Consider the following 19,442-nt stretch of genomic DNA (forward strand, 5'->3'; position numbering starts at 1 on the left):
AAAATAATTGGGTCAGCACTGGCAATTTCACGGTTTTTACTCTTGGTATTAACCATGGCTATTTTTACAGGTTTTGGTTTTATCTTAATTTACACAAGATTATTCAAACAACAACTTGCATTTAAAATTAGAACGATATGGTGCAAACTGGCATGTTCTATTTTAGGAATTAAAATTTATAAAACAGGTCACCTTGACGTATCTCAACCACAACTATACGTAGGAAATCATCGATCGCTCATTGACCCTGTAGTAATCTTTTCATTTTTAGACAATGGTTATGCAGTAAGTAAATCAGAAGTAGAAAAATACCCTCTTATTAGTCAAGGTGCAAAATTATCCGGAGTGATCTTTGTTCATCGAAATAATACGGAGAGTCGATTTTTAGCTAAAAACTCAATTCTTGAAAACTTAAATAATAATCGTTCTATTCTGATTTTTCCGGAAGGCACCATAAGCATCACGAGAGAGTTACTTCCATTCAAAAAAGGCTCTATTGAATCAGCAGTTGCAGCAGGCAAAAAGGTATCATTCTTCGCAATTGAATATATGAATCCAAAAAAAGAGATTTCTGGTGGAATGAACATTTGCTACAACAATTCATTACCACTTTTTCGAAGTGGAAAACCGAAGTTAGAATTCATTTTTTTGATTCCGAGATTCCTACTGATCCTTTAAACTTTACAGAAAAAATGAGCACTAAAATTCAAGAAAAATTATTTGATTTTCAAACTAATTGGCAAAATGAAAACATTCCGGATTTACTCAGGTAAAAAATCCAAAGATACGGAATTGACACAATGACGTAATCCTGTAGGTGTGAAGCCTTCTCCTTCAAACACATGGCCTAAATGTCCACCGCACTTTGCACAAACTATTTCAACCCTGTAACCATCGGCATCAGGTATCCTCTTGACTGCTCCATTGATTTCTTCATCAAAACTAGGCCAACCACATCCTGAATGAAACTTGGCGGCAGATCGATATAAAGGTTCGTTACATTGTCTACATGTATAAACTCCCGCCTCAAAATGGGATTCATATTTTCCAGAAAATGGAAACTCTGTTCCCTTGTTCAGGATCACTCGCTTTTCTTCTTCATTAAGATTATTGAATTCTGAGGCCTGCATACAGGAATATTTTATTTTAATTGATAATTAGTACATTTTGTCAAAAATAGACAGATTGAAATCTGGCAATTGACTACTTTTTTAAAAGTCCCTGATATTTTTCCCTTAATTTAATCAGTTTAGGTGCTATTACAATTTGACAATATCCGGCATCTGAATTCTGCTTATAGTAATTTTGGTGATAGTCTTCTGCCGGATAAAATATATCGGCTTTTGTTATTTCAGTAACAATTGGATCATCCCAAAATTTAGTTGCGACCTCAGCCTTAGACTTCATTGCCACTGCTTTCTGCGCCTCATTTTGATAAAATATTGCAGATCTGTACTGGGTTCCCTTGTCAGCTCCTTGTCTGTTCAGGGTTGTTGGGTCATGAGTGGACCAAAACACTTCCAATAACTGATCCAAAGAAATTATTTGAGGGTCAAACAAAACCTCAAGAGCTTCAGCATGCCCGGTCATTCCACCACAGACTTCGTGGTAATCCGGATTCTTGGTTTTGCCCCCTGTATAACCAGACTTTACTTGATAAACCCCCTTCAAATCCTGAAAAACCGCCTCAACACACCAAAAGCATCCTGCAGCTAGTATAATCGTATCCAAGCCAGAGGGATTTATTTTTCTTCCGACAAAACTTCTTTGATTTCCATAGTTGGTATAGGGTTTTGAACTTCTTTTACAGGCTGAGGAGCGCTACAAGCCTTCATCTGAAAAATGAGGGCGGTGATGGCAATTAACTTAATCATGGGAATAAAACGAAAAAATTTGATTTTAGTTTAAGCATGAAATTTAAGAAAATCTTTGAAAATTAAGAAAATAGTCTTACCTTTGCGGCCTCATATCGCGGAGTGGAGCAGTTGGTAGCTCGTCGGGCTCATAACCCGAAGGTCGTAGGTTCGAGTCCTGCCTCCGCCACAAAAATTTAATTAAGACTGTAATACAATTAAATATGTATTATGGTCTTTTTTAATTTAAATACTTTTCACTTGCCATTTGGTGTACTTTTTAGTCAACTATTTGGTGTATCGGACTTTTAGTGAACCCTCCCATTTTGGATGCTTTAAATCATTTCTATATGAAAATTGGAAAAGCATCTTATTACTTCTTTTTACGAAATTCTAGAATAAATTCCAAAGGAAAAGCTCCTATTCATTGCAGGATTAAAATCATGAATGAAACAAAGGTTATGTCAACAGGAGTTATGGTTGAGCTTAAAAATTGGAATAATTTGACTTTAACAGTAAACCAGAAAAGGGACCCCATTTCATTTCTGATTATTGAAAGGTGGAGAGTTCTACTTTTAAAAACTTTTACGAAGGCATTTTTGGATAACGAAATACCAAATCTAAACCAAGTATTGGTGGATTTAGGAGTAAAAAAGGAAAATATAAATCCAGTTGGTTTTGTTGAAGTTTATAAAATTTATCTTGAAGGAATCCAAAAGCAAATAAATCAAAACTATACCCTAAGTACATTTAATAAATTCAAAACTATTTACAACCATCTGAAAGAATACCTAATTAAAGTTCATAATCAAAAAGAAATATTGTTAAAAGAATTAAAAATAAGGCATCTTTTAGAATTTGAGGAATACATGACAATTGATCTAAAACTTAAACAAATTACAATCAACAAGTCTATCCAGCGACTAAAATCAATTATTAAATATGCCATCGCACATGAGTATCTTGATAAAGATCCTTGGATGGCATTCAAATCCAAGCCTGTTCATATAAACATAAAGTATCTTACAAAAAAGGAATTACAAAAGCTTGAGGCAATTATTCTAGAGGACAACAAATTAAATAAAGTTAGAGATATTTTTATTTTTGCATGCTATACCGGATTTGGGTACTCTGAATTAAAACAATGTTCAATAAAAGGTCTGGAGGAAAAAAGTTCCATATTATGGCTTTCTGTAATTAGACAAAAGACAAAAAAAATCCAAAAAGTTCCACTGCTTCCAAAGGCTCTGAAAATTTGGACTAAATATGGAGGTAAACTCCCAGTAATGTCTAATCAGAAAATGAACCAATATTTAAAGGATATTGGTAAAATCTGCGAATTTGAAACTCCTCTGACTACTCATTTAGCCAGGAAGACTTTTGCAAGCACTGTATTATTAGGTAATAATGTTCCAATTAAGGTAGTGAGTAGTCTGCTTTCACACTCTGATTCAAGGATAACGGAAAAGCATTATGCTGAAATTCAACAAGATGTTCTTACTGAAGAAGTCCTCAAATTATTCAAGCTATAAGTGCCAAATTTACATTTTGCATATAATAAAATAATGTAAATTTGGGTTGGGCAACCTTACTTTTGAAATGGCCAAATTAATAAATTACAAAACTCACACGCCTAAGGCTTTAAACTCCATTACAATTGACTTTAAGGATCTTACTGAAAGGATCTTAGGCACTAGAATGTTTTATTGCAGTGTGTTAAATTATAAACCACTAACCATAGACCCTAAGACAGGTTATGTTACTAAGGATATTGAAACAGGGTTTGATAAAGATTTGAAAGAAATATTAATAATTAATGCCGGTGTAGGTCAAGGGAAGACCACAGCTATATATAATATCATTTCCAAGCTTGCAAAAGACCCTAAGAACCTAATAATAATGGCGAGTCCATTCAAAATACTTGTCAATAAGGATTTCGATGAATTGTCAAAACGCATTAGACCCAATTATATCCAAAACTATGAGCAAATACAAAATGCGCCATGGACAATAAGTAAGGCAGATATAATCAAGAAATTTATAGCAAGAAAAAGGGTTCATATTACAACAATAAATAGCCTATTGGGTAATCCAGGGAGATTGCTTTTTTCAATCTAATAGAATGAAATGTTATATTGAAGAAGTTCATAAGCATGCTGAGAAGGCAAAAAAAAGAATATTTTTATTTATAGATGAAATACACGAGAGTCCAAATAATTTTAGTACAGAATATGTTTCTAGCCTTTTGAACAGGATCAATATTTATCATAAAATCATCATTTCCTCAGCCACCTATACAGAATCTTCGATTGAGGTATTGAAATTGTTATCATCTTTAAGGGTTGACCATCCCAGAATAATGACTTCAATTAGGGTAAAAAGTGTTCACCAAAGTGATTTAAAACTTGTGTTCCTTGATAAAAATATTTCAAGTGAAAGAATCCAGCCATTAAGGATAATCGAGCAATTAATTAATGAACGAAAGATTTCAAATTTTCACATTTTTTCTTATAGTAGAAAAATAGCAGAGCAACTTGCAAATAAGAAATGGTTTGGAAGCAAAGCTGTCAATTTATGTACAAGTATAGATAAGAACCCATTTGATCCGTCTAAAATTAACATTGGAACCACATTTAAATCTGGAGTTAACTTACCCCCTGGTGATTCTTTTTTTATAATAATGCCCCCTGTTTCTAAAAATTATAACTATAAAAATAATTTAGGTGTATTTTCAGAAGGAGTGCCTGCAATTGTGCAATCTTTAGCAAGAGCAAGATCAAATAATACAATCTATGTAATTCTTCCTAGAATAGGTGATCACATTGTTTCAAAATCAAATGGTTACATGCATGAACTTAAAAAATTTATGCCTTCTATGATAATTGAAAATGCTGAAAATTATATTCCTCTAAATAAAGAGGAAAATTCTGTGACTTCATATATTTCTAGAGCATCGCAGGATTCTGAATATTTAAAAAATAAATTGAATAGTACTGCAAAACTGATTCTTTCAAATATGGCTTCTCGAATTAAGCACAATGATTATTTACAAGAAGAGTTAAATTTGGATGAATTGCTTTCCGAGGTATTTAATTTATTTCCAAGCCTTTATGAACGTAAAATTATAAAAGCACAACAGTATCTCGTTTCTAAGCATCTGTCCAGTGGAAAATATGCCACCCCATATTTAATTTGGGCAGCATATCATAATCAATTTACCAATTGTACTTTAAATGAGATTATAGTACAAGAGAAAATTAGTGTGAAGGTGGATATTCGTAAAGTTTCTTGTGCGGCTGATCTCAAGCATTTTATAGATAAGGAGTATTGCAAAACCTGCACTGAATTATATGATCTTGATATTTCCTCTATTTATTCTGAAATAAGATATGCCTTTACAAAGTTTGTAAAGGAAGGAACTGAAATTAATTCCAAAGTCGCCTTAGATGGTGTAGCTGTTAGTAAACCAAACAATAAGAAGTTTTTGGTCTTATTACAGGCACTCTTTAGTTTATCTATAAAAGAAGTTAAGTTTGACAATAAAATACTCAATGATGGAGACGAAATGGAGAGATTTTATTATGCACAAAGATTATTACACTCATCTAAAACCGGAAATGATTTAGAAAAAGTTGGTATGAATTAAAATTATTTATTGATTATTTTGTGAAGCAAAATAAAGGAAAGCAGACTCTAAAAGGTAATCCTGAAATAAATATAGTGTTTAACGAAAAGAAACTAAAATCCATAATAGATAAAATTCAGGAATTTGACCCTATTTTGAAACCAAACAGTCCAGTTTCATTTTTTAATAAAGAAAAATCAAATTTTTACGTTCAATTCCTTAATAAGTTTGTTGAGCTTGTTTCAGCACCAAAAAAAAGATATGAGATTCTAGGTACCTTATATCAAAAACATGTTAAGACATCAGATTTCCCTTCTTAGTTCCAAATTTACATTTTCACTTATGTGATAAAAATGTAAAATTGAACTTGCTTACCTGGCATCCCACACCCCCCATAAACCTTGGCAGGGTAAAATATCCTCCCCCCTTCAAAATGGGGATTTTTTAATTTATTAATTTTTTTAAAATGGTAACAGTTAGTGGCTATGCCGTAAGGCAAAATCAGCAGGGTGAGGAATTTGTAGTACTTATTCTGCAAGGAGATCTGGAAATGGTCAGGTCTCAGGAAACAGGTAATTTCTATGCAACAGCAAAGAAGTGTACCATTACGTCAACTTTTAGTAAACAATTTGCAGCGGAAATGGTAGGAAAGCAACTTCCAGGCAGAATTGTAAAGGAGGATTGTGAAGCTTATGACTATTTAGTTCCAGAAACAGGAGAAATTGTAGAGATGTCTCACAGATGGACTTATGTTCCAGAGGGTGAGGAAAGAAAAGTCAAGGCAGACATTAAGACTTTTAGTTCCAATGGCATTGCAGTTGAAGCTTAACTGTTGCCTTGGTAAAGGGGTGTATACTTTTTGTATACATCCCTTACTTTTTTCTTTAAAAACGTATTCTTTCATATAACAAAACCATAAAAAATGAATATTCATAAAGCTGAGCGTCAACAAGCCAAAATTAAAATGGCATTACAAGGTCCTGCTGGATCAGGAAAGACATATTCTTCTCTCCTTTTGGCTAAAGGATTAGTGGGAGATTTTAACAAAGTATGTGTCATCGACACTGAAAATGGGTCATCAAATCTATATGCACATCTAGGTACATATAATATTATAGCTATTTCTTCTCCTTACACTCCAGAGAAGTATATCCAAGCTATTGAACTTGCAGAGTCAGAAGGCATGGAATTAATCATCATTGATTCCTTGTCTCATGGTTGGGAACACCTTGTAGAGTCTCATGCAGGAATGGCTGGTAATTCTTTTACCAATTGGGCCAAAATTACCCCAAGACAAAATGCCTTATTTACTAAAATCCTTAATTCGCCGGTACACATAATTTCTACTCTTAGGGTAAAACAGGATTATGTACTTGCAGATAAGAATGGAAAGATGGTCCCTGAAAAAGTAGGCCTTAAAGCCATTCAAAGAGATGGGGTGGATTATGAGTTTACAATTGTTTTTGATGTTGACATTAGGCATCATGTTTCCTGCTCAAAAGACAGAACAGGAGTCTTTATAAACAAAACTGAATTTGTTATTTCAGAGGAAACAGGAAGGCTTATCAAATCCTGGTGCAATCAAGGTGAAGAAAATCTAAAAGAAAGGATAAGCCGGGCAACATCCATACAAGAATTAACTGCCATTTATAGAGATCATATACAGCAACATCCTGAAATCTCAGCTCCACTTCTAGAGAGAAAATCCTTCTTATTATCAAACCTTAAATCTTCTCAAAATGGAACTTTTAACCGTTGATCAAATTACTGAAACCCCTTTTATTATCGCTAACACCCAAAGCGCTACTTACCAAGCATTAAAAGAGGAGCATATCATTCCTGTATTTTCTAAAGACAACCATCCACTTATTGCTCAATTTCAAATTATTGAAACCATGATGGATGTACTCTCTGGGTTTAAGGATCTAAAACTACTGGATCCACAGATCAGAGTGTCACATCCTATTATGGGTAGAATTCCGGAAGCAAGGACTAAAAAGGCATTTGAATTACTTCCTCATGAAACAACTCTTTATTTTGAAAGGATGATGTTTCTTATAAAGATACCTAACATCAGGTCTTTAATAGAAGGAAAGGAATTGTCTTTAGTAATAGGAGGCGTTAAATCATACTCCTGGGATAATTTAGGTAAAGACCAAAGAGCATCCCAACATTTTAAGTTCTTTATAGGCTTTCAGGTCAAAGTGTGTTCTAATTTATGTATTTCTACAGATGGAACAATACTGGAATTTAAAACAAGTTCTATAGACCTTCTGGGGAAGCAAATAAGGCTTATGGTGGAAGGTTACAGTCCAGAACAGCATTTATCTTGGATGGAATCTTTAAGTAATTATAGCTTAACAGAAGGCCAATTTGCTCACTTTCTGGGTAAATGTAGGATGTATCAACATCATCTTTATAAAGAGGAAATTCCTAAAATCTTGATTACTGATTCTCAATTATCTTCTGTAACAAAGGGTTATTATGCAGATCCTCATTTCTCCAATAATCAAGGAGATATCAGTCTGTGGAATCTTTATAACCTCCTAACAGAGGCAAATAAGAGTAGTTATATAGATGGGTTTCTAGATAGAGGAGTAAATGCTCAGCAAATTTCAGAGGAACTTATAAGGGGTCTCCAGAGTAATCAGAGCTGGCTTATTTAAATGGAAAAATTGTCATCACTTTGACTATTCTAAGGAATAATTAAAGTGATGACATTCCTCTCGGTAAACAAAGATTTATTGTTTATCTGATAGTTTTATTATTGCTTGATAATTTTAATATTGCTTCTACTTGTATTTGTATAGAATGGTAGACTTCTTTGATTGGGATCAAACATTTCTAAACTTCCTTTAATTGAATTACAATCATAGATAATCGTTAAATTAACCTGGCCATAATCAGAGATATTAATACTAAACCTGTCAACAATAGGTGCAGGAGCAGCTTTTGTCTTACCTTTAGTGCAACTCAATAATTTAATATTATCAACTTGTACTAAAGCATATGTAATCATCCCAGACCCTGGAGGGGCAAAACCAGGCCCTGGAGGGGCAAAACCTCTTGTGCCAGTTTGTTTGAAAGCAAAATCCAGGTAGTAAGAATATTTACCTGCAGTAAGATTCTTAATTTCAAATGATCCATACTTATCAGTAATTATGTTTTCAATAATTTGGCCTTCACCAGGTGGTTTTCTACCAACCTTTACATCTACACCAGGGATAGGATCACTTGCAAAAGTTACTGTTGAATAAATGATTAGAGAAAAGAGAGCAATAATTGTTTTCATGATTTATAATTTTATGTAAGTTACATTAAAGGTAAGGAGGTTATCAGTATTCTAAAGGATTTCTTGAAATTAAAGGTTTTCTAAGTAAAAGCCAATAATAAGTTGGGATGCTGCCAAACCAAGCCTGGGAATGCCTATCAATATCTATATACCATTATGTTAGTAATATTTCAGAGTAGGGTTAATATGCGCATTTATTAGAAGGGGTAACTTTAGCTTACATTTTGATGAGATTGGACTATGGAGCCAGTATATTCTGATTACAGAAGCTAATAAGAGTAGTTATACTGAAGGATTACTGGGTAGAAGTGTAATTGTTCAACAGATCCCAAATGAGCTTATTTGGGGTTTAGAGAGTAGTCAAAATTGGTTTTTAAAGATATTAATCATAGGTTCAATAATCTGTATAGGGTAGTTATGTCTTGGGTTTTGCGTTGGGTATCCCAAATTTACATTTTTACCTTATAGGTGGAATGTAAATTTGGAACACTTTTGAGAGCGCAAGCGCAATTGCTATAAATGGATTGTGCTTTGCGGTAACTTTTTCTGGTTTGATACCTAGGTATTAATGGATATATTGGTTTTGTCACCACTATGGGAGTCTTTATATAGGGAATTTAGAGTCGAAAGTGGTGACAGAATTCCATAAGTGATTTATTCGGAAAACAGTGACTTAAACTGCCACCAGTTTGACAATCTTTATATAGGGAATTTGGATTTGAAAATGATGACATTTTTCCATTATTATCATAATCTGAATCAATAATTCAATTTGTCATCACTTTGGAATGCTCTTTATAGGGAATTTCTTGTTGAAACTGATGACAAAATAAATTGTCATTTAAAAACGTATAAATTTAAGATACAAATAATTAATTGTAAGTTTTGTCATCACTTTCACTTTATCTTTATAGGGAATTAAAATCTTAAACTGATGACATTTAATATAATAAACACAAATAAACAATTATACACAATTAATGGTAATAATCTGATCATTGATAATAGCATAAAGCTTGGTGATGTTATTGATCGCTTACCATCTGGACTAATTGATAAGAAAGCTACAGGAATTGGAGCTACAACTTGTGAGCTTACTTCACCCAGAAATAGTATTATTGTTGTACCTACACGAGCTTTGGCATACACCAAATCACAAACCCATCCAGATAGCTTTTATTTAGGAAGTCCTTATGGAGAAATTAAAAACAAAATAAAGGATAGTGATATTAATAATTACATAAATTCTCCCATTAAGTATAAGAAATTTCTTGTGGTAGCAGATAGTTTACCTAGATTACTCAACCATATAGGAGACAGTGTATACAATGACTATTTTATAATGATTGATGAAATAGATAGTTTCCAATCTGAAATTGGTTATAGGCCTAAAATGGAATTATCCCTAGATTACTTCTTCAAATTCAAGGAACGTTGTTTGGTTTCTGCTACTTTAATTGAATTCTCTAATCCAAAAATTCAACACCTTCCAAGAATAGTTATTGATTATACAAAAAGGGATAAAAAACAATTAAACATTATAAACAGTCCAAGTAATCCAATCAAAATAGTTGCTGAATTAATACTAGATTATAAGTCTGAAAAAATAATTTGGGATGATATTGATAAGGATTCTAATAAAAAATTATTGATTGCTTATAATAGTGTAGAGTCAATTATGGAAGTAATATCTCTTCTTCCTATAGATTTACGTGCAAAATGCAAAGTTTTATGTTCAGAAAAAGTAGAATCAAGACAACATTAGACACGATTGAGTATTATGATGAATTCAATAATAACTTGTTACCTGCAGAAATTAATTTCATCACCTCAACCTACTTTGTTGGGGTAGATATTGATGAAATATTTTGCCCTATTTTAATTAATGATTCTAAAGCACAACATTCTTTTTTAAGCTTAGAGAAAATGACCCAAATTGCAGGTAGATGTAGACTAGACCTCCAGTCAATTTACGTAATATTTTCAAAATCAAATTTTAAAGTTCTTAAAGCCACCAAAGATGAATTAATTGAAACAGCTAAAAATCAATTAAGGCAAATAACCAACATGGTAAAAAGTAACAAAAATGTTAGCTTAAAGGGAGAATCTTTAAAAGTAAAAGTTGAATCACTAATTGATTTTTTTAGTCCACAAGCACTATGTAAATTTTCAAATATGGAAGAAATCGAAGTTTCATATTTGGCAATTGACCATGAATTGATAAAGATTCAAATGATTACTGAAATATATAGATCGTTGGAATCCTTTTGCATGAATGCATTGAATTATGGGTATGATGTAAAAATTATAAACACACATGCGTGGTTAAAATCATGTATTGATAATAGGATAATTAATAATTACCATAATGAAAAGAAAAGAATTCAGATACTATTAAATCCAATTTTATAAATGACTTAAATTCTGATGTAAGTAATGTAGAGCTTTTGAAGTATACAAAAAACAATACTGGTAATGAACTATATAATTTCTATTCCAACCTATCTAAAGGAATTGAGGGCAAAGCTATTGCTGTATATATAAAAGAAAATTATTTGGGATCACCAAATACTAAAAAACTTCAGAAGATATCCAGAAGTTACAAATATTTTATGGCTGAAGACTATTCTGATTGGAAGGTAAATATAACAAATGAATTTCCTGATGGAGCTGTATTTACTTCTAATCAAATATTAAAAAAATTACAAATGGTGCAAAGTATTCTAGGTACTTTTGATAAATCTATTGGTAGAATAGAAACCAAAACTAAAGCAACCCAATTATTAAGTGAATTAAAAATGATTAAACGTTTTCAAAAAAGAGATGGCGATCAAAGAATCAATGTATATAAGATTATTGGAGACAATCCTATGGGATTTATTCGAAAACCAAGATACTCCATGTATGCTTAATAAGTAACTTTAGTCGATCAAGAACCTTGGTTTACCAGTTAACCATTATGTTAGTAGAATATTGGAGTAGGATTTTTGGATCTTACTCCAATTTTATCTCTAACTTTTTGGTTTACATACTTCGATTGATAGTGCCTGCGATACATAGAAATACACTATATATCTCTTATTTTAAACTCCTGAGCTAAAATATCTAATATTTCATTAATTATCGATTCTAACTTAATCCTTTTCGATTTTAATTCATCAAGGTTTTTTTTAAATGATTTCTTCTCTAAAATTTGACTATGTTCAACAAATAAATCCTTAAAAGTAAATCCTAAAATTCTACCTCTAAAAATATTCTCTTGTTTCCATGCTGAATTCATTAATTCATGGTTATCAATAATGCCTTGGTGAGCAACTTTGTTTTTTGCTACTCTAAATCTATTTTCATTACTAATAAGATGAGACAAAGTTTTTAATTCATTGCGGAGTTTATTGTCAATATTATTATTCTCAACTATTGTTTTATCATTAACACAATTCCCATTCAGTCCAAATGAAAAAACATCATTAACTAAAAGTAAAATAATATCATAGTAAGAATTAATGTAAACAACATATAACGACCATTGCAATTCTACAAATTTTTCCATGCTCATTTCTATGCTGTTAGATAATATTTTAGAATTAGAAATTATTTTTTTAATCCTTAAAAGCCGATTCCTTACTAAATACAAGTTCACAACTCTATTATACACTCTAGAATTATAAGAATCTATGTTATCAATTGAAGATTCAACTTCTGCAGAAAGAACTACATCTAAATGCAATAATTTTGTAAGTTCATTCTTGTCATGTAATCCTATTCTTTTCCCCATATTCATACTTAAATAATATAATTGATTGATTCTTATACATTAAAAAAATCTTGCTACACTTCCACTCAACATTATCGCCTTTATCCTGGTTGGCTTTCTAAGTTTGTCTCTACCTGCATTACTCACCGGTTTAATGTGTCTATTTCCCAACCATGTAAAGAGTTAGTGTCCCTATAATCATTAAAATCAATAAGCTTGCCACATATATCATATCCCAATGTATCCAAATAATCTCTTCTATCCACAAACTTCTTCCTTACTGGCATTTTAGTCTTTTCATCAAAATATTTTCCTTTTACTTTAGCAATAAATTTCCTCATAGTCTAGTTTTTAATAAAATAATATAAATATTTTTAGAAATGTTTGATTTTGTCAAATGCCAAAGTGATGAATAAAAGTGCGCCAATAGACACTATAATTCCTACCGGTATAGTAGATGCACTTGGCTTTAAATCATAAACCAAGATCAAAAGCATACATAATGTGTAAACAAAAACTGGGATTAATGAAATTACTCTTTGATTTTTGCTTTCTTCATAACTAAAGAAGAATGCAATTAAACTTATGACTATTGCTATAGGGCCACTAACAACAATACTTTCAACTTCAACCCAAGCAACCACACTGCCAACAAAACATGTTAGTGCTAATAGCTGCAATGAAATTCGATATTTTTTTGTTTGTATATTAGGTAAGGGTGGTGGTAAATAGATAAATAACTCATCGAGTTCTGGAACATTAGACGCTTTGGTCCAATCTTTAATGCCTTGAAACCAAACCAATGTATCTCGCTTAATCTTTTCTGATTTTAATTCTTCAAGATCAAAAGGTCCCAATTCTTTTTCGTTTTTAATGTAAAAATATTTTTTCATATTTGAAATTATTGTGATCAATTTTGGGCTTAACTAATCCATGCGTCTGAAGGCAATAAACTCTAAGAGTTGTATTTTGACTAGCTTTGGTAATGTGCCAACAAATAAAATAGGATCATTTTTCATAGTTTTTAAATATTAACCAAAATGCAAATGCTGCTGCGGTCTTAGAAGCAAATTCCTTAGCGATTTCAAGTCTTTTATCATTTATTTCCATTTTTGAGTTAGAAGAAGTTCGCATGTAAGTAGGTATTGCATTTGCACTTGCTCCAGCTCCTAATAAATAAGTTGTATATTTCATATTAATTAATTACTTGATTCAACTATTCTAATTTCTTCGTCTGTTAATTCATAAAGCTTATAAACCATTTGATCAATTTCTTTATCAGCTTTTTCAATTTCGGCTAATATGTCTAATGCTTTTTTCTTTTCTGAGTTAAAATATTCTTCCCATTCTGCTTCTTCACTTAAGGTCAGTTTGATTTTTAATTTAGATAGCTCTTTAATAAAATCTACATATGAATATATGTGCCATTCTTGCATTTTTTTGGACATTTCTGTTAGTTTAAATTTTCTGTATAAATTTCTTTGAAATTTTTCGGAAATTTCCATGAGTACTTTGTTTAATTTTAGAATGACTTGTACTTTTTCTGATAATTTTATTTGTTTTTCTTGAAGTGTATTTGCAAATGGAATATTTCTAACATCACCTATCAATAATTTGGGAAATGTAGTTCTTTTTCCCTTTGGTGCGGTCTTTAAATTATACCATGAAATTAATTTTGAATTTATTATAGCAAGTATATATTCTAAATTAAATGTGGATTTATTTAGACATGCAATTATCCCAGGATCATGATATAGTAATCCATTAAATATTGTTGCTTTTATTCTTGGAGGGTTTCCTCCAGTAATTTCCTGAATCAAAATTCTATTTCCATTAAAGTATTTTGCTTTTCTTGGTCTATGTAACCATTCTCCATATTTTAGGTATTCTTTATTGGTTAAGTCAATGCCATATCTTAATAGAGATCGGCCTTGTACCCAATCTCCAAAATTCTCATTTAATTTTTCCGAATTATGGTATATTCGTTGTTTTACCTGTTCTTCAGTAAGATTTTCTTTAGAATATGGAACTATGCCTTGAGATATATCCAGAACATCTTCGCCTAACTTAGAATTCCATTGAATTTTTTTTATTATGTCTATATCTGATTCATTTTGCCAAATTTGAAATTGATTATCTTTTGATTTTTTCCAATTTGATACGTCACATTGAGTTGTATTGTTAAGATTTCCAATTGAGTAATTATTAGATATAACATTTATAAATTCACAATTTTCATAAAAATTATCTTTTGTAAGAATGAAAATTATAGCATTCACACTAGCATCAGAAAAAACTGAATGATGAAATGAAATTATTGTATTTATGCCATAATTCTTTAGAACATGTTCTCTTAATTTTTGAGCTTGGGGTATATTTATCCATGTATCTGGGCATATATATCCCACTTTACCTAAAGACTTAACTAATTTGTTCAAAATTTCAATAAAGAAAAAATATATTTCAAAATTTCCTTGAAATGTTTTGAATTGTTTTGGAAGATATATTTTAGATTTTTCATCAAAATATGCCCCATAAGGAGGATTCCCTATAACAACATCAAATCCACCTTTAGATAATATATCTGGAAATTCATTCTGCCAATTAAATGCTTTATCACCAGCTACAGCTGGATCATCAATTATTGAATTACCACACTTTATGTTATTGTTGAGATCATTTAATTTTCTATTGGGTTGAGCAGTTCTTAACCATAAGGACAGCTTAGCTATTTCTACACTTTCTTCATTAATGTCAACGCCATAAAGGTTTTTCTCTAAGATACTTTTTTCTATGTCACTAAAGACTAATGTTTCTCCTAATAAACAGCTTGTAGTTCATCAATGTATTTATGTTCTTTTATCAAGAAGTCTAGAGCTTGATTTAAGAATGCTCCGGAGCCACAAGCAGGATCACAAATAGTTAATTCTAAAAGCCAAGCTTTGTATTGATTTAATTTTTCTACTAAGCTTAGAGTAATTTTCTTTGGCCTTTTTTTGTCGAAGACATAATCTTCATCCCTAATGTCTATTTCTTCTTTCTTTTCTAAACACAGTTTACCTACTGTGTTGTCTACTATATATTTGGTTATGTATTTGGGTGTATAGAAGACACCATCCTTTTTTCTTCTTGTTTTTTTTCTATCTATGGCTTCACCCTCAGATTGAGCTTTTAATTCATCTAGCTCATTTAATGAATTCTCAAATATATGCCCTAGAATGTTTACATCTACTTCACTGTTAAAATTGTATTCTGATAATTTCAGAGTGTGCTTATAAAGAAGATCACTGTCTATTTTTATTACATCCAAAATTTCATCAAGTTTGAATAACCCTCCATTGTAAGCAAATACTTCATACCTTTTGCCTTTATATCCGGTGTTTAGATATTCAAAGTACTTTTTAAATCTATCGTATAAGCCAATGTCTTCATCTCTATCCTGCAAATCTCTCCAGTCACTCAATATTAGCCTTACTGAATTTGGTGGCAACAATGATCTGTCTTCTGCAAAGAAAAGAAATAAGAATCTGTCAATTAATTTTTGGGCTTTTTGAAACAGATCTATAGGATTAATTCCAGGATTGAGTGTAACTATATTGTTGAAAAGTTCACTCTTGAATATGGAGTAATCTTTATAGAGTTTTTTGGTTATGACATCTTCCTCACTGAGAGATTCATCTTTTATCTTTTTGGGAATGTTCTTTTCAACATTTTCAAAGGCCAAACATAAATAAAGCAATTCAAACTCCTTAAAATTTAACGTGAACAGGTTAAATTCAATATGTTCTATGGCATTGTCTATATAAAGCCTTAATTTCTCAAAGTTGGAAGTTATTACATAAACACATTCCGGCTGGTTATTCTTATAGCCAAAAGCCTGTTCTTCTACCTTCCCTAAATCAGTGGTGTTAGTACCCTTAAGTTCAATGACAGCCTTTACAGTACCATTAACTAAAATGGCTCCATCAGCCTTCTTACTATCCTTGATATTTTTATACTCGGTGGTTAGATTAAAGTTATCGTTGGGGTTCTTAGTATATCCTAATACTTTGACAAACAGATCAATAAGAAATTCTCCCTGGTATTGTTCTTCCTTACTGTTCCTAATGTTTTCCTGTATCCTGGGGTTGTGAAAATGCTCTCCAAACTTAGCATAGGCTTGGCTTATTAAATTGGCATCATTGGTCCTTAGGTACTTGTGTACTACCGTATCTTGAAAGAATCCCATATTGTTCTAATTATAGTCCCAGGATGGCATTACCATTTCTGGCTAAAATTTACTATTTGGCCCTAATTTAGTGGATTTTGTTAAATTTAGGAAGATATTTTGGTTAGATAGGGTGAGGATTATCCTTTTCTTTAAAAAAAAACTTTAAAATATAGAATAGGCAGAAGGATAGGATAGGATTCCATATAGATCAACCCTTAGCAGGGCCACACCAATATGTTAGTAATATTTTAAAGTAGCTCTTAAAGCCAATTATAACCTAAAGCTCCAATCCAATCTTAAAGCAAATAGAAGCTTACTAAGCACCATAAGGTACTACCGGTTAATCCTAAACTCAAACCACTAAAACTTACACCTATGAAAATCTCAGAAATACAAGTAAGCTATTTGCCTACTATAAAGCCTTCCGAGAGGACAGCAATTAAATCCAGTCTTGATGCTTATAATCTCCTAAAGTCTCAATTTCCAGAACATCAGATCTATTATAAGGAGGTGTTTATGGTTCTATATCTAGATAAGGCTAATAAGGTCTTAGGAGTCCATAAGCACTCTTCTGGAACGGATGCCGCCACTATTGTGAGTATTAAGCAGGTCCTTGCTGTAGGCCTTAAAGTGAATGCCAGTGGTATTATTTTAGCCCATAACCATCCCAGTGGTAACCTTTGCCCAAGTTCTCAAGATATCCAACTTACTTCTCAAATGAAGGAGGCTGCAAAGCTGTTTGACATTCAGGTTCTGGATCATTTAATCATCAATACTGGGTATTACTCAATGGCTGATGATGGATTAATTTAGGCAAATTAAAGGTCATAAAACTCAAATAAAAAATCCTTTGATTTTAGATAAGAATTTAATTCCAGCTTTTGAATTAAGGCTATTTGGTAAGTGATTCCAAATTTGCATATTTACCATTAGGAGAATAATGTATTTCCGGATAAGGTGAATCTTTATTAAATTTGTTCTAATAAAACATGGTATCCAATTTGGTGCACGTTCCTTGAAAATTATTTAAATTAATATTAATTAATATACATAATACATTGATTTACAGTTGGTAGCTCGTCGGGCTCATAACCCGAAGGTCGTAGGTTCGAGTCCTGCCTCCGCCACAAAAATTTAAAAGCCGATTAATTATTAGTCGGCTTTTTTATTTTGGCGAACTCTTTTACTGTTTACGTCCTCTATTCCAAATCCTACAATAAAATTTATTTAGGTTTCTTATAAAATAACCGTTTTCATAGAAATAGAGAAAATATTTTCTGTATACAACAAATTTAATGTACACCATTACAAATTTTAAATTAATGTCCCAAATCCTCAATTTAAGTTTTCTATCTTATAATGAACTATATTGGAATTCCTCAAATTGAGTTGTTATGTCCTTTATTAAATTATAAGGGATATATTTGTATTCTTCAAGAAAACCAAACCGATTGACTTACGAAAAAATAAAATTGAACAGGTGCTTAATCTTCATCATTATTGCATTTATTTTGGTTCCATTGTCCTTAATATTCCAATGCTGCAAAGAAGTTTTGAATGGCAACATTAAGGCAAAAAATCTTGTAGATTCGCTACCTGTAAAAACGCCCATCTTTGTTTTGGATACCTTGGATTATAATATTAGACTCAACTTTTTAGCTAATGGGGACACTTCAGGGAAATGGCCGCCAAAAGGTCCCTATCCTCTTCCAGGTGCAATTCTGCCATTCTATCGTATAGTAGCCTTTTATGGAAATCTATATTCAAAAAGGATGGGGATTTTAGGTGAATATCCAGCAGCTGAAATGCTAGAAAAACTTAAAAAGGAGTGTCAAAATTGGGAAAAAGCTGATTCGGCCTTTCCTGTAAAGCCCGCGCTTCATTACATTGCGGTCACCGCCCAAACTGAAGGTCAAAATAAAAACCTTCGAATGCCATTTCACCAAATTGAAAAAATACTTTCTCTAGCCAACACAATAGACGCTCTAGTATTTCTGGATATTCAGGTTGGTTGGAGCAGTCTTGAAGTAGAAATCCCCAAACTTGAAAAATTCTTAAAATTGCCCAACGTGCATCTTGGAATAGATCCGGAATTTTCAATGAAATCAGAGATTTTGCCCGGCAAACAAATTGGCACTTTTGATGCCAAAGACATCAATTACGCTTCCAAATATTTAAGTAACCTTGTAAAAAAATATCAACTCACACCAAAGATTCTGGTAGTCCATCGTTTTACGAAAAACATGGTTACCAATGTCAGATCGATAAAAATATCTCCAGAGGTGCAATTCATTTTGGATATGGACGGATTTGGTACAAAAGAATTAAAAAAGAGTACCTATCAAAGACACATCTTTACAGAACCTGTACAATTTACTGGATTCAAAATATTTTATAAAAATGATACCAAAACTAGCTTGAAAGAACTATACACCCCGAGCGAACTTTTAAAATTTATCCCCGCCCAATTTATATTCAGTATCATTAAAATTTGCCATCCACTCTTTTTTAAAATCATATTTTCAATTTACGCCTTAAATCTGAATCCATATTTTTAGGAGGCTATCCTTATTAATTAACATGTATGTCCCTTGATATTGACTTTATAAAATTATATTTCTGAAGAAAAATCATGATCGTTATCATTTCCTTAAATAAGTTCTGTTATCTAATTTAAAATAATAACATGATAATTTCGGCAATAGAGT

19 protein-coding genes, 1 tRNA gene and 2 pseudogenes are annotated in these 19,442 nt (G+C 31.7%); 14 read left to right on the forward strand and 8 right to left on the reverse strand.

The genetic code is table 11. The features are described from left to right. The first annotated feature begins 54 nt into the window (after positions 1-54). Positions 55-678, forward strand: a complete 624-nt coding sequence (locus IPJ53_11920; protein ID MBK7799811.1) for a 1-acyl-sn-glycerol-3-phosphate acyltransferase — start codon at positions 55-57, stop codon at positions 676-678. A gap of 83 nt (positions 679-761) precedes the next feature. Here the strand turns inward: IPJ53_11920 and IPJ53_11925 are convergent, their stop codons facing one another. Both IPJ53_11925 and msrA read right to left on the reverse strand, forming a co-directional pair. Continuing rightward, positions 762-1,130, reverse strand: a complete 369-nt coding sequence (locus IPJ53_11925; protein ID MBK7799812.1) for a methionine-R-sulfoxide reductase — start codon at positions 1,128-1,130, stop codon at positions 762-764. Positions 1,131-1,203: 73 nt separating this feature from the next. Continuing rightward, a complete protein-coding gene (gene msrA, locus IPJ53_11930; protein ID MBK7799813.1) occupies positions 1,204-1,746 on the reverse strand; it encodes a peptide-methionine (S)-S-oxide reductase MsrA in 543 nt (180 codons plus the stop codon). Positions 1,747-1,970: 224 nt separating this feature from the next. Between msrA and IPJ53_11935 the strand changes: the two genes are divergently transcribed. From IPJ53_11935 to IPJ53_11970, 8 genes are all read left to right on the forward strand, one after another. Beyond that, positions 1,971-2,043, forward strand: a tRNA-Met gene (locus tag IPJ53_11935). A 160-nt stretch (positions 2,044-2,203) separates the two neighbouring features. Next, a complete protein-coding gene (locus IPJ53_11940) occupies positions 2,204-3,385 on the forward strand; it encodes a site-specific integrase (GenBank protein ID MBK7799814.1) in 1,182 nt (393 codons plus the stop codon). A 67-nt stretch (positions 3,386-3,452) separates the two neighbouring features. Next, positions 3,453-3,971, forward strand: coding sequence for a DEAD/DEAH box helicase family protein (locus tag IPJ53_11945; GenBank protein ID MBK7799815.1), 519 nt, complete (start codon positions 3,453-3,455; stop codon positions 3,969-3,971). A gap of 4 nt (positions 3,972-3,975) precedes the next feature. Further along, positions 3,976-5,499, forward strand: coding sequence for a hypothetical protein (locus tag IPJ53_11950; protein MBK7799816.1), 1,524 nt, complete (start codon positions 3,976-3,978; stop codon positions 5,497-5,499). A gap of 20 nt (positions 5,500-5,519) precedes the next feature. Next, the gene (locus tag IPJ53_11955; GenBank protein ID MBK7799817.1) at positions 5,520-5,798 is read left to right on the forward strand and encodes a hypothetical protein; all 279 of its coding nucleotides are present in this window, start codon (positions 5,520-5,522) and stop codon (positions 5,796-5,798) included. Between the two features lie 146 nt (positions 5,799-5,944). Continuing rightward, positions 5,945-6,307, forward strand: coding sequence for a hypothetical protein (locus tag IPJ53_11960; protein MBK7799818.1), 363 nt, complete (start codon positions 5,945-5,947; stop codon positions 6,305-6,307). 93 nt (positions 6,308-6,400) lie between these two features. After that, on the forward strand, positions 6,401-7,237 hold the full coding sequence (locus IPJ53_11965) for an AAA family ATPase (GenBank protein MBK7799819.1): 837 nt from the start codon (positions 6,401-6,403) through the stop codon (positions 7,235-7,237). Next, positions 7,218-8,144 carry a DUF3871 family protein gene (locus IPJ53_11970; protein MBK7799820.1) on the forward strand — a complete coding sequence of 309 codons (927 nt, stop codon included), beginning with the start codon at positions 7,218-7,220 and terminating at the stop codon, positions 8,142-8,144. The genes IPJ53_11965 and IPJ53_11970 overlap by 20 nt, the downstream gene beginning before the upstream one ends. A gap of 98 nt (positions 8,145-8,242) precedes the next feature. Here IPJ53_11970 and IPJ53_11975 read toward each other — a convergent pair whose 3' ends face one another. Further along, positions 8,243-8,770, reverse strand: coding sequence for a carboxypeptidase regulatory-like domain-containing protein (locus tag IPJ53_11975; protein MBK7799821.1), 528 nt, complete (start codon positions 8,768-8,770; stop codon positions 8,243-8,245). Positions 8,771-9,704: 934 nt separating this feature from the next. Here IPJ53_11975 and IPJ53_11980 point away from each other — a divergent pair. The 3 genes from IPJ53_11980 to IPJ53_11990 are packed head-to-tail and all read left to right on the forward strand — an operon-like array spanning position 9,705 to position 11,682. Next, the gene (locus IPJ53_11980; GenBank protein MBK7799822.1) at positions 9,705-10,535 is read left to right on the forward strand and encodes a hypothetical protein; all 831 of its coding nucleotides are present in this window, start codon (positions 9,705-9,707) and stop codon (positions 10,533-10,535) included. Then, on the forward strand, positions 10,502-11,182 hold the full coding sequence (locus IPJ53_11985; GenBank protein MBK7799823.1) for a hypothetical protein: 681 nt from the start codon (positions 10,502-10,504) through the stop codon (positions 11,180-11,182). The genes IPJ53_11980 and IPJ53_11985 overlap by 34 nt, the downstream gene beginning before the upstream one ends. Before the next feature lie 35 nt (positions 11,183-11,217). Continuing rightward, a complete protein-coding gene (locus IPJ53_11990; GenBank protein MBK7799824.1) occupies positions 11,218-11,682 on the forward strand; it encodes a hypothetical protein in 465 nt (154 codons plus the stop codon). A gap of 155 nt (positions 11,683-11,837) precedes the next feature. Here IPJ53_11990 and IPJ53_11995 read toward each other — a convergent pair whose 3' ends face one another. The 5 genes and pseudogenes from IPJ53_11995 to IPJ53_12015 form a co-directional block, all read right to left on the reverse strand. Further along, positions 11,838-12,545 carry a hypothetical protein gene (locus IPJ53_11995; GenBank protein MBK7799825.1) on the reverse strand — a complete coding sequence of 236 codons (708 nt, stop codon included), beginning with the start codon at positions 12,543-12,545 and terminating at the stop codon, positions 11,838-11,840. Between the two features lie 122 nt (positions 12,546-12,667). Further along, positions 12,668-12,865: a hypothetical protein gene (locus tag IPJ53_12000; GenBank protein ID MBK7799826.1), complete on the reverse strand. Its 198-nt coding sequence runs from the start codon at positions 12,863-12,865 to the stop codon at positions 12,668-12,670. 33 nt (positions 12,866-12,898) lie between these two features. Beyond that, complete coding sequence (locus tag IPJ53_12005; protein MBK7799827.1) at positions 12,899-13,417, reverse strand: DUF4339 domain-containing protein; 519 nt, start codon at positions 13,415-13,417, stop codon at positions 12,899-12,901. A gap of 115 nt (positions 13,418-13,532) precedes the next feature. Beyond that, complete coding sequence (locus tag IPJ53_12010; GenBank protein ID MBK7799828.1) at positions 13,533-13,718, reverse strand: hypothetical protein; 186 nt, start codon at positions 13,716-13,718, stop codon at positions 13,533-13,535. A gap of 5 nt (positions 13,719-13,723) precedes the next feature. Further along, positions 13,724-16,752: pseudogene (locus IPJ53_12015) on the reverse strand (N-6 DNA methylase). 357 nt (positions 16,753-17,109) lie between these two features. On the opposite strand from IPJ53_12015, the gene IPJ53_12020 reads away from it, so the two are divergent. Together IPJ53_12020 and IPJ53_12025 are read left to right on the forward strand one after the other, a co-directional pair. Next, complete coding sequence (locus tag IPJ53_12020) at positions 17,110-17,547, forward strand: JAB domain-containing protein (GenBank protein ID MBK7799829.1); 438 nt, start codon at positions 17,110-17,112, stop codon at positions 17,545-17,547. Between the two features lie 659 nt (positions 17,548-18,206). Continuing rightward, a pseudogene (locus IPJ53_12025) lies at positions 18,207-19,222 on the forward strand (hypothetical protein). Positions 19,223-19,442 lie beyond the last annotated feature (220 nt).

Source organism: Candidatus Vicinibacter affinis (assembly GCA_016714365.1).
GTDB lineage: Bacteria > Bacteroidota > Bacteroidia > Chitinophagales > Saprospiraceae > Vicinibacter > Vicinibacter affinis.